We start from the raw sequence: 14330 nt of genomic DNA on the forward strand, positions 1-14330 counted from the left end.
CGGGCTTGGCGTTCGGCGTGGTGTTAGGCGTGGTGTCAGGCGTGGTCGCGTTGCTCGTGTTGCTCGTGTTGCTCGCGGTGTCGGGCGTGGGGGACAACGTGGTGTCAGTGTCAGAGTTGTCAGGCGCGGCGTGGGGCGTGGCGTTGCGTGCGATGGTGCTGGGCGTGGTGTTCGGCGTGGTGTTCGGCGTGGGGTTCGGCGTGTTTTTCGGTGTGTTGGGCGTGTCGGGCGTGTCGGGCGCGGTGTTGGGCGTGGGGTTCGGCGTGGTGTCCGGCGTGGGGTTTATATTCGCCTTTTTCCGTCTTGATAATTGGCTAATCGGGCTTTTGGCTGGCTCCCAAGGGCGACTTTTTCCCCGTATTACCCTTCTACCGCTGCCGGGGTTAACCTCGACTCTACAACAATGGTTACAGCAAGACTGGGAAACGGCTATTAATAACCTCAATCAATACCTTCGGTACAGCCGCCAGTTTATTCCTGTCCTTGCCGCCGTTAATCGCGTTTTACCGCAATTCCCAGAGGCAGAAATTATCTATCGCGTCTCCCGTCTGGCAGAAAATCCCTCCGATTGGCAATTGTTAAAATATGCGTCCGCGTCGGCGAAACTGTTTTCTCTTGCTGACAGCCAAATCCGTCTAGATACTCCTGCTCGCGCCGCCGCCGCCGGTTTTTGGTATCTTCACCAACGGGACACCGAAAAAGCCGAAAAAGCCTTTGCTGTGGTACGTTCCCTCGCCAACGGGGAAGAAATGTATAGCCTAGCCCAAACTTTACACCGATTTAGTCAGGCAGCAACTTTCGATAGTATCGCTTCCCTGAAGGTTGCCCCCATTGCCGCAGAACCTTCATTACGTCCGCAAACTTGGCAAGCTATCAGCAGTTTAAATCGAGTTATCGCAGAAATGGCTTTAGCACAGAGAAGTAGAGATCGGATTATCGGGGAATTAAGCGATATAATCGACCGACAGGCTGCCAATTTACCCCAAGCAGAAAAAGCATTAATCCTTTCTATCGCCCAAAAATGGAAAACTTGCCTGTAGCTTGTAAGCTAAGACGCATTTAAACCGCTTTTTCTTAGATTAGCCGAATCTCCCCCCCCCTGCCCTAGGGTTGATTCACAGTAGGGTTGATTCATGAATCAACCCTACCCTACTTAGGGGGGGGGTTGGGGGAAAATGGGTCTTAGCTTACCCACACCTGGCCCCGACGAAAAACTTTAGTATAATCAAGAACAGTGAGTATTTATTAGCTTTTCTGTCTAAGATTGATGTTAAAGGCTGTTCTGTTCGATTTTAATGGGGTGATCATCAATGATGAACCAATCCATCAAGAGTTAATCAATGAAATCTTGCTCGGGGAAAATTTACTGCCCCTAGGGTCGGAATTTGCGGAGTTATGTCTGGGAAGAAGCGATCGCGTCTGTTTGCGTAATGTTCTCACCCGTCGCGGTCGTCAAGTGACAGAGGAGTATCTGACCAAGTTAATTAACAAAAAAACCAGTTTATACCGAGAAAGATTAGAAAAATTAGAGAAACTTCCTATTTATGAAGAGATATACTCTTTTTTAAAACGGGTTAAGGCCAGGGATCTACAAATCGGTTTGGTGACGGGAGCAATACGCTCGGAAGTAGAATCGATCTTGCAACAGACGGGCCTTGGGGATTACTTTAGTGTCATTGTCACCGGGGATGAGATTAGCACCAGTAAACCTCAACCGGATGGTTATTTACTGGCCGTGGAAAGATTCAATCGTTGGAATTTTAATCTACAGTTGCAACCCTGGGAATGTCTGGTGATTGAAGATACTTTTGCTGGTTGCGAAGCGGCAAAAAGAGCGGGAATGCAGGTGGTGGGAATCGCTCATACCTACCCCTTCCATTTTATGCAGAGAGTGTCTAACTGGGCGATCGATAATTTCTCCCAACTAGACCTCGATCGCGTGGAAGAAACTTTTAGCCAAATTGGTGATAAAAAGGAGCGATCGGGATTTTTAGGCAATCTATGACCATCTAGAGGCGATTCACAAGCTGAAAATCACTACTTGTAAAAATTGGCAATTCGTGTTATGCTAACAAAAGTGCTAAGAAAATGCGGGTGTAGTTTAGTGGTAAAACCCTAGCCTTCCAAGCTAATGATAGGGGTTCGATTCCCCTCACCCGCTTAGGCTGTTGTGCAGTAAACGTCTAAGGAATTATCGGTAATACTAACGGCGATTCTGACTTAGAGATCGCTATCTTCTAAATATCTCTGCAAATCTTTGGTACGCTGCTCGGTGACATTTGCCAAACAAAAACCGTAAATCATGGGAGCTAGAGAGCCTCCCTCATAGGCGCTTCTTTCAAATTCGCAACTGCGAAAATGTCCTAAATTGGGCTTAGTAGCCACATAAAAAATCGTATCAATTTGTGCTAAGGCTTTTTTGGCTTGAGTTAAATCTGGATTTGCGCCATAAAGATTACCTCCCAAACAGAAAAGAGTGTTAATTTTTCCCCCTTCGGCAGCTTTAATTAATGCCCTGGTATCAATTTAGATCGATTTTATCGATTCCCCTCGGTTTCGGGGTCGGAAACCGTCTGGAGAACTCGATGTATAATGGCAGTAGAGAGGGTCGAAGGGGGAGAAGCGGCCATGAAAGGTTTTCACTATTCTTTGGAGTATCCGATCCTTAGAACAGACTCGGCTGGAAGGGATAGTTTTCCAGCGATTCTACCGACGCAGGGATACGGTTCGGCTATTATCCGAAGGGCAAGCGAGAACGATATCCGCCCGCTCTACAAACTCTACAAAATCGTCGCTCGATCGAACCCTGGCAATTTAACCCAGGAAGAAGGCGAAATTACACTCGACTATGTGTGCGGGGTGTTAAAGGAAGGATTACAGTGCGGGCTGGTTCTAGTTATCGAAGAGGGGGGGGAAATGGTCGGCTGCTTGAAAGCTTTCACTTCACGATTTAAGTGTCTGGCTCACGTCCTCACTAATGCGACCATGATAGTTCATCCCGAATGGCAGGGGAAAGGATACGGCGGTCGATTGATCGATGCTTATCTGAGAGAAATTGAAGCTAATATGCCTCATATCCTCCGATTTGAACTTTTGCCCCATCGGAGTAATACAAGGGCGATCGAGTTCTACCGAAAACACGGTTTCAGATGCGAAAGTATGGCTTTCCAAAAGATCAGAAAACCGCAAGGAAATTTCGACTCTGAAGTTACACTGGTCTGGTTCAACCCGAATTTCTCTGAGGAGGGGTTGAAAAGATACCATGCTTTTTTAAGTTCTCCTATCCTGTGATGTCTAATCCTTTTTTAAAATCGTCGGTAAAGGGATGATCAAATTCAATTAATAGCCGGAAGATATGTCCCATATAAAAAGGAAAAATAACCAGGCAAACCACCGATTTTTGACAATACTCTATGATTGTGATTTTATCAGACTAGGGAGAGGTCTATTAAAATGATAATTCCGATGGATGAAAATGAAGACTTTCAACATTTAGAAGAGATGATCGCCAATCTCCAAGTAAAACAGAAACAGATTCTGAAAGGGATGTTAAATTATCCGATTCAAATCGATTCGGCAATGGGGATACTTTCCGATCCATCTCGGCAATTGCCAACAACTCATAATAATATAACCAGAATACATAAAATTCTTAAAGAATTGGAAAAACGGGGATTGGTTAGGTTTTACGACCGTCAATATTCTGGCTCTACCGAACCTGTCATGCAAAACTATCAACAACTTATGCTTGTAAAGCTTGTACAATAAAGCTTTGAGTTTTTGTTAGATTGATATTTATCAACTTTAGAACATTGCTGGACAGAGAGGGAGCTTGGGGACTTTTCTACAGTGTAAGTTCGGAAGAACCAATATTCTTTGACCGAGTTGGGAAGGGAAATAGTAAGACACCTTAGCAATAAGAGTCGAACCCCAAGAAGGGATGCACAGAGAAAAGAAAGACTTAAAAAAAGTTACGATTTTTTAGAACTCCATAAGCAGGGTTTAAGCTATCAGCAAATAGGGGATATAGCGTTTCCCAATCTCATGAGGTACACCAAAATCTTAACTCCTGAATCCCGAATCCTGACTCCTGAATCCCGAATCCTGACTCCTGACTCCTGACTCCTCAAAACCTAAGACTCTGTACCTCACAACTATGGGAATTGCTATAAATACGGCATAAGTCGGGAGCGCGTCCGTCAAATTCTTGCCAGTAACCCCGAATTTGAAGCTTATAGGCAAAAACAAAAAGAAAAAAATTATCGTTGAACGCCTGAAAGAGGATCGAAAGAAAAGTGTCACCTTGAATCCAAACCTTATCTTGGATAATTTCAACATGATGTTGAGTTTGCTGTCACCTTTTGGAGATAATCAGGTATTGACTTATGTCTATATTCCAAAAGTGTTAAAAATTATGTGCGATTGACCCACCTTTTGAGTAAGTTGTTAGAAAAAGTTTTTTTATTGTATGTTAGGATGTGGGCTGTTCATTTTTGGGTCTGATTTGTTCTTGTATTGATCGGACATTGATGAGCCTTTTTCTGTCAACTCTTGAGGTTGATGCGTTTCATTTTTGAAGGCGAACCTATGAAATATTTATTAACAAAATCACTAATTGCCACTGCGGGAATTACATTTTTTACTCTCCTTTCTCCTTTCAAGACCCTAGGGGCTACCTTCGATAGTTTTCAGGTATTCGGCGATAGCTTATCGGATCCAGGAAATTTATATCAACTAACGGGCAATCTTTACCCGACTAGCCCCCCCTACGCAAATGGGCGCTTTTCTAACGGTCCGCTCTGGATCGAGTATTTACAGCAGGATTTCGGACTGCCGAATAGTGCGGTGCTGAATCTTGCCTACGGTGGAGCCACCAGCGGCCAGGAGAACGTGGCCGAACTCTTGTTCGGGGGGGATTTTCCAGGATTACTCGATGAGATCGGCGCGTTCGCCGCGAACCCGTTCCTACCAACTTTCGACGCTCGCGATCTCTTCGTCGTGTGGGCCGGGGCTAACGACTATCTTTTCGGCTTCACTACCGACCCCGATGCCGTAGTCGATAACATTATCGCCGCGGTTGAAACCCTGATCTCGCCTGCGGTCGGTGCAAAAACGGTGATCGTTCCGAATCTACCGGATCTCGGGAAATTACCCAGTCAGGCGGGAATACCGGGGATGACGAATCTAGCCCTAGAGCATAATCAGAAATTAGCCGCCGCACTTCAAGCCCTCCAAAACGCTCCCTCGACTGCGGCCACTCTGATCCCGCTAGATATCTACTCTCTCTTCGAGAACACCTACAACGATCCGTCTCGCTACGGTTTAACCAACGTCACCGACGCTTGTTTGAATACCACTACTGGGCAGAGCTGCGCGAATCCCTCCGAGTATCTTTTCTGGGACAGTTTCCATCCCACGACCGTAACCCATCGAGCGATCGCTGGTCTCGCCTCGACAACCCTTGCCAGCGTTCCCGAACCAGACGCAACAGGTGCGATCGTTATCGTCGCTTTTGTCGGTTTAGGCGTTAAAGTGGCGCAGGTAACGATGAAAAGAAAACCGAACCGGGCCAGCGATCCCGCCTTCCAGGTAAAAGCGGTTGAAGGGAGGAGTAAATCTTTATTCAGGTAGATAGAAAAATCGTTATACCATTTTTCAAAAGTAATGGCAGAGATGGTTAATTGCCCTCAACCCCAATCCCTCTCCCAGAAAAGAAGAAAAGAGTAAGATACTTTGAGGTTGGGGAGGGCGAGTCCTAGTGGGAGCAGGTTGGGCAAGTTCGCGGTATAGACGCACACCGGGAGCGGTTAATTATTAGTATGTCAATGTACGGCTGTAATGCCTGATTTTGTCCTATATGTCTAATAAAGTTGTTAAGTATTGCCCTTATCGATCGAGATCGGGTTAGCTTGGAGATAGCAGTGAGCATTCAGCTTTAAACACTTAAGAACTGCTAACCGAATCACTGATAAGGGGGTTTTTTCATGGCTTTTAGCCGTTCTAGCGGTATTTTGCTTCATCCCACCAGTCACCCCGGTCGTTACGGGATTGGAGAACTAGGTAGGGAAGCCTATCAATTTATCGATTTTTTGGCTCAAAGTGGTCAAAAACTCTGGCAAATTCTCCCTTTAGGCCCGACAGGGTACGGTAACTCTCCCTACATGAGTTTTAGTGCCATTGCCGGCAATCATCTCCTGATTAGTCTCGATATTCTTCGGGAGAAAAACCTGCTTAGTGACGCAGATTTCGAGGATATTCCCGATTTTCCCCTCGATCAAGTGGATTTTGAGCGATTGATCGCTTGGAAAATTCCCCTACTTAGAAAGGCGGCGAGCAATTTTGTCAAGGGTTCTGACACAATTCTTTACAAACAGTTTGCTGGCTTTTGTGCTGGCAATGCCGATTGGTTAGAGGATTACGCCCTATTTATGGCTTTATCCCACGCTTACCAGGGTAAAGTATGGATGGAATGGCCGACAGAAATTCGCGAACGTCATTGGGGTGCGTTGGAAACACCGAAACAGGAGTTACAAGAGGAGATTTTTCTGCACAAATTCCTGCAATTTGAGTTTTTTGAGCAGTGGTTAGCCTTAAAACGCTATGCTAACTCCCTCGGTATCGAGATTATCGGTGATATACCCATTTATGTCTCCCATAATAGCGCCGATGTTTGGGCAAATCCGCAGGTTTTCCGACTAGATCCCCAAACCGGTAATCCCTTGGAAGTGGCGGGGGTTCCCCCGGATTATTTCTCAGAAACGGGGCAATTATGGGGAAATCCTCTTTATAACTGGGATTATCTCAAAAATACGGGCTTTGACTGGTGGGTACGCCGTTTAAAAGCGGTTCTTTCCCTAGTCGATATTATCCGTATCGATCATTTTCGCGGATTAGAAGCCTATTGGGCGGTGGCTTTTGGCCAGGAAAACGCTATTAATGGTCGTTGGCTGAAGGCCCCGGGTTATGATCTCTTTAATACTATTGGCGCTCGTTTAGGTAAATTGCCGATTATTGCCGAAGATTTGGGCGATATTGACCAAGCAGTCTTAGATTTTCGCGATCACTTTGCCTTTCCTGGGATGAAGATTCTCCACTTTGCTTTTGGAGGTGATGCGGGTAATCCCTATCTTCCTTTTAACGTCGAACGCAACTGTGTGATTTATACCGGCACTCACGATAATAATACTACTGTGGGCTGGTTTCAGGATAACGCTAATGACTACGAAAAAGCGCGACTTTATCAATATCTTGGCGCTCCCAGTGGTCAGGGAGTGGCTTGGGATCTGATTCGACTGGCCTATAGTTCCGTGGCTAATCAGGCGATCGTACCGTTACAGGATGTGTTAAGTTTAGGATCCGATGCGCGTATGAATACCCCCAGTGTCGCAGAAGGGAATTGGTCATGGCGCTATCGTCAGGAAGCTTTAACCGGAGAATATAGCGAGAGATTGCGGGATTTAGTCAATCTTTTTGGCAGAAATCGTTAAATCTCAACCCTTTTGTCGAGACGTTACCCCTAACGTCTCTTTTTGTCCGGTTAATGTGAGGGGGAATTTTTTAGCAATCTTTGCCGGATGCGATCGAGATTTTCTTGACTATTGACGGGTAAATGGGGTAGGGGTAATTCTAAATTGGGCCAATTACTCAAATCATGGCAGGGACAGGATAAGCCCGATTGTCCCATCACTTCAATTGGTACAGGTATAGTACAACGAGCGCAGGGATGAAATTCCCATTGAGGGGAAAGTAAGTCTTGGATGGTTTGTTGAGTACCCTCTAGGTAACAATCGCCACTTTGAGGATCAAGCATTTTTTGCCAACAATCCTCAAACTCCGACGAATAGCGATCAGCATTGAAAATTGGCAGCGGAAATAGCATAGCTTGGTTTTTGGGACAAATAACTTTTTTTCCCAATTGAAACCAATGGGCGAGATATTTTTTAACTGCGGAGGTGTCTGACATATAGTTTGTGTGGAGGCTGCCCTGATTATTGCTCTTACCATCAATCCTAGCGTTAACTTCCGGTGTCGGACAGGTCTTAGGATGATTGATGATCGAGTTTAATAATTATTTTAGTAACTGAGCATCTACAGCTAGATTAATCCCAATAAACTCACCATTAAAGCTTTTTGGGCGTGCATCCGATTTTCCGCTTGTTCCCAGACTTTTGATTGTACACCCTCGATCGCCCCGTCGGTAATTTCTTCACCCCGGTGAGCAGGCAAACAATGGAGAATAATCGCGTCTTTGTCAGCGTGACTCATTAGCTGTTCATTGACTTGGTAGGGCTTAAAAACGGGAATTCGGGCATCAGCGAGGCTTTCCTGTCCCATACTCGCCCAGACATCAGTATAAACCACCTGAGAGTCTTTTACTGCCGTAACGGGATCGTCGGTAATTAGGATTTTACTACCGGTTTTCTCGCCAATAGCCTGGGCGCTGGCGACAATTTCCCCATCCGGTTGATAGTTTGCGGGGGAGGCAACCCGCACATTTAACCCCATCAAAGCACCACCCAAGAGGAGAGAATTAGCGACATTATTACCATCCCCCACATAGGTGAGGTTAATTCCCCTTAAAGTCTGAAAAGTCTCTTGGATAGTCTGTAAATCGGCTAATATCTGACAGGGATGTTCTAAATCCGTTAAAGCGTTGATAATCGGGATGCGCGAGTAATTGGCAAAAGCTTCTAAATCCTCTTGTTTAAAGGTGCGAACTGCGAGAATATCGAGATAGCGATCGAGTACCCGGGCTGTATCGGCTAAGGGTTCCCCTCGCCCCACTTGGGTTACACTGGGATTGAGATCGATCACCTGTCCCCCTAACTGGTACATGGCGACGGTAAAGGAAACCCGGGTCCTCGTGGAAGCTTTATAAAATAGCAATCCCAAGACTTTTTTGCAGCTAGGGTTAAGAGTGCCAGCTTTAAGCTGTGCCGATAGATTGAGTAGGGCGCTGATTTCTTGGCTACTCATGTCGGTTATTCTTAAAACATCTCGTCCTTTTAAAGTGGCTACCATTGGTTTTTCTCTCGATAAACAGGGGTCTTGATTGGGCTTTATGGCAGTTAGCGATTAGCAAAAATCTTGAGCAAAGACCTTATTATAATCCGGTTTTTTCGCTATTAGGCAATTTTTCCCGAAAATTTTGATTGTGGGGGATTTTAGTCTAGCTAACACCCCCCCACTTTTTGGGTTAAATTAGGTAGGTGTTAAAAATTGTCAGATTCCCCCCTTATCAAGGCGGATACCCCCGCCTATCGGCACCCCCCTTATCAAGCTGTCCTTTAGTCACATCTTTCTTAACATTTCAAACCTTTGTAGCACAAGGCTTTCAAGACTCGGTTAACAATTTGTAATATTCCTTGTTGACACCCTTACTGACAAAGAAAAAACTGAAATCAAGTCAGGATAAGGGTTGGAGTGCTTACTGCAAAAATTGTTAAGAAAGATCCCTATAAGGGATAGCCTTATCAAGGGGGGCAGGGGGGATCAAACCCAAAATCTAATTTCTACTTAACTAATTTTGCCCCACACTTAGAACAAAAATTAGATGAGGGTGGGTTTTTGTGTCCACAATTACCGCAGATAACTAAAGCTGGGTTAACCACTTCCGTCACCGAAGAAAGAGGAATTTCTCCACCGCTATCCAACTTATAGTTATGGATTAACTGCAAAATAATTGCATCTTCCCGTTTATATTCTGTATTGTCTTTTCCTCCTGTTAACTCCTCGGAACGTTGTTGTAAATATTCAATGAAAGTCCGATACAAAGCTTGTTTTTTCTCGGGAGTGGCTGCAGCCTGTAACTTAGCCGTCACCTGAGTTTGAATTTTTTCCTTATCTTCGCGACAAGCTTTGACTTCTAACACCTGTACCGCATCTTCCCAACTGGTGGCGATATCGACTTTTTTTAATCCCGTTGCGGTTTTAATTTCATAGCGAATTGTTTTCTCATTAGTGACTCGATTGACTTCTGGAAAAAGCACTTTTAAAGCCCGGGCAGTCACCACCAATTGATAAATACTCGTATCTTCGGGAAAAACATCCCAGAAAGGAGGTTCCTTTTGGATATGTACGGGGATGGGTAAATCGCGATTTTCCCCCATTTGTTGGGCGCGTTTAGCGAGAATAAATTCTCCTTTCCAGTCCTGATAGGATTGCCGCAACTCTCGCATTCCCTCGAGACAACGTAGGGAAAAACCGCCAATTTCCTGCACGAAGACAAGACGATATTTTTCCACGTCTCCCAAGGGTTTAATATCGTCTTCGTTGGGGATAAATTCCCGCAGTTTCGGAATAATTTTTTGGGCTGCTGGGTTATTGGTATTTCTTCCCCCAATCAGGGCAACATTTTGATTTAATTGCGGCGTAAAACCCGCATCTTTTCCTCGCAAAACCGCAGGATTAAGCATAATTAGGGGTCGCGATTTTTGGTAGGCAATGCGAAGATTATTGATAATATCGGCATCGTTGTTATAAATTTTTAACAAGCGCTCACAAGCGGCTAACTCCTGCTGAATTCGACTGCTAGCAGGAGCATTTTGTAGTAGTTGATTAGCTTGGTTTAGGATAACTTGTTGAAAATCTCTTTGACGAATATCGGCAATCTCGGTGATGTCAAATAAACGCATATTTTCATCAGCGCGGCGCGTTTCTTTCCAGAGGGGGCTAGATTGCTTTAAAATCTCTTCTGAGAGGGGTAAACAAAGGTTATCCATACCTGTATCGTAGGCATTTTTGTTACCAGCAATCCCGGAGGCAAATTGTTCGATAAAGTCTTGATAAAGACCATTTAATTCTTGTCTGTCAAATAATTTAATCCCATTAATTAACAAAGCATCGGCACTATCAATCTGTTGATTAGCTTGCAGATTAAATAGATCGCGACTTTGAATTAATTTCTGACGAAAGCGATTAAAACGGCTTTCTAATTGATTAAGATGTTCCAGTAAACGATTAATAACCTCTACTCCTGCACCTCTGGTTTTTCGTTGAATATTGGCCATTAAATAGCCTTCCAATCCCGTTAAAGCTTGTTCACAATATTCTTCCATCTTATCTTTTTTCGAGATATGAAGTTTATCTTTGAGATCATTAATTTCCGCTAAGGCTGTATCGTATTCTCGTTGACGTTTACTTTCATTTTGACTCCAAACCTGTTCTTGATCGCGACGGAATTTTTCTGCTATGTCGGTGAAGATTTGTCGTACTAAAACAATAAAACTCTCGGCAAATTTTACCCCACGGTTCCGATCCTCAAGGATATTATAAAACTCCATTTCTAGAGACTTTTTACCCCGTTGAATAATTTCATCCCGGTTATTATAAATTTTTTTCAGGTAATCGCCGTGCAGCCGTTCATCGGGACTCAATTCTAGTAAATGATTGCGTTTAAATTCCTCAACTCTTGGCGTTAAATAATCATTAATAAATTGCAGAATTTTTCCCTGTTCATTGCCTAAAATATTAACACCCTGTTTGGTACAAAATAGCCAATTATCTTGATTGATTTCCTGACGAGTTTCGTTAATCCATTGGGAGATTATGGCAATTAAAGAACGATCCTTGTCGGCACATAAATCCATAATTAATTCCCCTTCGCTCAAGCGCATTCTTTTGAGGATATCACCTCTTACTAACTCCAACATTTGAGCGGGTAAAATCACGGCATCATTCAGCCACCAATTAATTAAATCTTTGGCTAAACGTTCCGATAAGGAGGCACGAATTTGGGCAATAGGAATTTCAATAGTTGATAGCCCAAAACTCATAAATTGCTTAGGATAACCGCGCCCCCCTGGGTCAGCTTGCGCCCAAGAACCCTTAATATTATCTCTAATGGAACGTTTATGGGGGGCAAAATCAGAGGTCATATCTAGGAAAATATTTTGGGCGATCATTTCCCGAATTTGACCGAGTTTAAAATCACCTTCGCCGTTTTTTGTCCCCACTAAGTAAGTAAAATCAAAGGGGGGTAACTTACTAACAACTTCATCGACTAAACCGCTGCTAAACTGTTGATGATATTCGGTTCTGTAGTCAGAAAAGTAATTCAATTCCATCAAGGCAGCGTAACCATTAGCCAAAACTCGATCGCCGACACTAATCCCCGCAAATGCTTCAGGAGTGGGAACAATTGCCGTACTCAAAGGACTACTTTCCCCTCGTAACCAATTACGAATACAGTAGCCTAGATCGATTAACATTCCGCTACCTGTACCACCGTTTAAAGAACCCGTAGTAAAGACATTAATAGCAGTATTATTAACTTTAATTCCATAGCGATCAAGCATAAAGTTTTCTTGACCTTTTACCCGTCTCACCGCATCCAGAAATTTTCTTTGGATCTCATGATAATTACAAAATAAAGCAAAACGGCCACAGGCGCGAATTTGTCCCGCTCCCGCTTCCAGGGAAGTAATATTTCTCTCTAATTCCGGGGGAAACCAACTATTAATCCAAGGATATCTATCCATGTCAGATACCATCTCCTGTACCTGTTTTCCACTCACCCGGGCCCAGTGTTTTTCGTTATCTCTAAAAGCACTGCCGGCAGCTTCAGGATTACTGATTTTATAATCCTTATCCGTGTCAACCACCAAAAAACTGACAATCGGAAAATTGCTCAAACTGCCATAACTTTCCTCGATTAAACGACGCAATCGCGATAAAATCTCGTTACCCGTGCCACCAATACCCACTAAAACCGTGGGAACCATGCTTTTTTCTTCCACTGCTGCTGGCATAATTACTTAACTCCTAAGACCATTTCTTGACGGTTGCGGGGGACTTCGTAGGTGAGGAAATCGTAGGCTAATTTAGTGTTAGGAAAAATTGCCCGGGCTTCCTCTAACAGATTGGAAATATCCAGAGAATTCCCCGGTAGATAACGGGGACTAAAATGGGTCATTAATAACAATTTTACCCGGGCTGCCAAGGCCACTTGGGCTGCCATCGTTGAAGTGGAGTGAACACTTTCAAAGGCTAACCCGGCATCTTGGTGTGCAAAAGTCGCCTCATGAATTAGCACATCTGCATTCTGTGCCAATTCGATCGAGCCTTCACAGAAAATAGTATCAGTACAATAGGCAATTTTACGGCCGATTTCCGTTTCCCCGCAGAGGGACTGACCGCGAATTTTTCTGCCATCGGGGAGGGTGACAGTTTCCCCTTTTTTCAGCTTGCCGTAAATTGGTCCGGGGGGAATACCTAAAGCGTTGGCTTTTTCCACATCAAAACGTCCAGGACGGTCTTTTTCGGCGATGCGATAACCGTGGGCGGGAATACGATGTTTTAATAGCTGACAGGAGACGGTAAATTCTTCATCTTCGTAGAGTATGCCGGGGGAAACGGGATGGACACGCACCCGATTGGCTAAATTAGTATAGGAATACTTAGCACAAGCACGCAGATAGTCCCCTAGTCCGGGGGGTCCGTAGATATCAATATCCTGAGCAGAACCGGCTAATCCGATACTGGCTAACAGTCCCATTAAACCAAAGATATGATCGCCGTGCATATGGGTGATAAAAATGCGTCGAATTTGGGAACTTTTTAGGTCGCTACGCAGTAACTGGTGTTGAGTTCCTTCTCCACAGTCAAACAGCCATATTTCCGCCCGTTGCGGCAAACGAAGGGCGATACTAGAGACATTGCGGGAACGAGTGGGAACCCCAGAACTGGTTCCTAAAAAAGTAATCTCCACAGGATAGCTGTCAGGATAGAGGATTCTTTTTCTAGTCTAGGCTGTTTTTATCGATTTCTCGATCGAATTGCTGCTTTTCTGTATTTCTCGACTTGGAAACAGAAAATAACCTGATTTTGACCTAACTCTGCAATAATTACTCGGCAGTCAGAAATACACCAGCGTCATTATTATACTTTGTGCTTTTTGTCAAAAAAACTTTTTTTTTGCAATAAAACTACACAAAAAAAAGATCATCGTCGTGCGTGAAATTGACTAATTTACCCGTCTTAATTAGGATTACCTTGTATATTTGGCAAGGGTTTCAACCATTACTGCCCAAAAAAGCACATAATAACCCATTATGAAATTCTATCAAATCGCTGTAACCTTCATAACATCGTTGTTAAATAAAAATCTTTCTCAATTAATTCTTAAGAATTTGTAAATATTGCGAAATATTAATTTAAATATTCTCAAGTTTGTGGAGTCAATAAATAATTTTTGCTTATCTTTGTCCAAAATCGGGTTAGAAGTCAGTTATCAGTTATCAGTTATCAGTTATCAGTTCACTGAGAAAACACCCCACACCCCACACCCCACACCCCACTTCCCCACACCCCACACCCCACACCCCACACCC

The 14330-nt window shown here is 44.1% G+C and carries 9 protein-coding genes, 1 tRNA gene and 2 pseudogenes; 7 read left to right on the forward strand and 5 right to left on the reverse strand.

The window, feature by feature from the left end:
• From N0824_RS04755 to N0824_RS04765, 3 genes and pseudogenes are all read left to right on the forward strand, one after another.
• Nucleotides 1-1040: pseudogene (locus tag N0824_RS04755) on the forward strand (hypothetical protein); the annotation flags it as partial.
• A gap of 227 nt (nucleotides 1041-1267) precedes the next feature.
• On the forward strand, nucleotides 1268-2005 hold the full coding sequence (locus N0824_RS04760; protein ID WP_108935913.1) for an HAD family phosphatase: 738 nt from the start codon (nucleotides 1268-1270) through the stop codon (nucleotides 2003-2005).
• An 85-nt stretch (nucleotides 2006-2090) separates the two neighbouring features.
• A tRNA-Gly gene (locus N0824_RS04765) sits at nucleotides 2091-2161 on the forward strand.
• A 59-nt stretch (nucleotides 2162-2220) separates the two neighbouring features.
• On the opposite strand, the pseudogene N0824_RS21845 reads toward N0824_RS04765, so the two are convergent.
• Nucleotides 2221-2352: pseudogene (locus N0824_RS21845) on the reverse strand (lysozyme inhibitor LprI family protein); the annotation flags it as partial.
• A gap of 240 nt (nucleotides 2353-2592) precedes the next feature.
• Here N0824_RS21845 and N0824_RS04775 point away from each other — a divergent pair.
• From N0824_RS04775 to malQ, 4 genes are all read left to right on the forward strand, one after another.
• On the forward strand, nucleotides 2593-3291 hold the full coding sequence (locus N0824_RS04775; protein WP_108935915.1) for a GNAT family N-acetyltransferase: 699 nt from the start codon (nucleotides 2593-2595) through the stop codon (nucleotides 3289-3291).
• Nucleotides 3292-3465: 174 nt separating this feature from the next.
• Entirely contained in the window at nucleotides 3466-3768 is a 303-nt protein-coding gene (locus N0824_RS04780; RefSeq protein ID WP_233256355.1) for a hypothetical protein, read from the forward strand.
• Between the two features lie 819 nt (nucleotides 3769-4587).
• Nucleotides 4588-5631: an SGNH/GDSL hydrolase family protein gene (locus N0824_RS04795; protein WP_158269538.1), complete on the forward strand. Its 1044-nt coding sequence runs from the start codon at nucleotides 4588-4590 to the stop codon at nucleotides 5629-5631.
• Nucleotides 5632-5984: 353 nt separating this feature from the next.
• Nucleotides 5985-7487 carry a 4-alpha-glucanotransferase gene (gene malQ, locus N0824_RS04800; protein ID WP_108935919.1) on the forward strand — a complete coding sequence of 501 codons (1503 nt, stop codon included), beginning with the start codon at nucleotides 5985-5987 and terminating at the stop codon, nucleotides 7485-7487.
• 50 nt (nucleotides 7488-7537) lie between these two features.
• Here malQ and N0824_RS04805 read toward each other — a convergent pair whose 3' ends face one another.
• The 4 genes from N0824_RS04805 to N0824_RS04820 all read right to left on the reverse strand — a co-directional run bounded on the left by N0824_RS04805 (nucleotide 7538) and on the right by N0824_RS04820 (nucleotide 13708).
• Complete coding sequence (locus N0824_RS04805; protein ID WP_108935920.1) at nucleotides 7538-7963, reverse strand: hypothetical protein; 426 nt, start codon at nucleotides 7961-7963, stop codon at nucleotides 7538-7540.
• Between the two features lie 131 nt (nucleotides 7964-8094).
• Nucleotides 8095-9021: an ornithine carbamoyltransferase gene (gene argF, locus N0824_RS04810; protein WP_108935921.1), complete on the reverse strand. Its 927-nt coding sequence runs from the start codon at nucleotides 9019-9021 to the stop codon at nucleotides 8095-8097.
• A gap of 491 nt (nucleotides 9022-9512) precedes the next feature.
• Nucleotides 9513-12749: a tubulin-like doman-containing protein gene (locus N0824_RS04815; protein ID WP_108935922.1), complete on the reverse strand. Its 3237-nt coding sequence runs from the start codon at nucleotides 12747-12749 to the stop codon at nucleotides 9513-9515.
• Nucleotides 12750-12751: 2 nt separating this feature from the next.
• A complete protein-coding gene (locus tag N0824_RS04820) occupies nucleotides 12752-13708 on the reverse strand; it encodes a ribonuclease Z (RefSeq protein ID WP_108935923.1) in 957 nt (318 codons plus the stop codon).
• Nucleotides 13709-14330 lie beyond the last annotated feature (622 nt).

This window comes from Microcystis sp. 0824, assembly GCF_003112475.1.
Lineage (GTDB): Bacteria > Cyanobacteriota > Cyanobacteriia > Cyanobacteriales > Microcystaceae > Microcystis > Microcystis aeruginosa_C.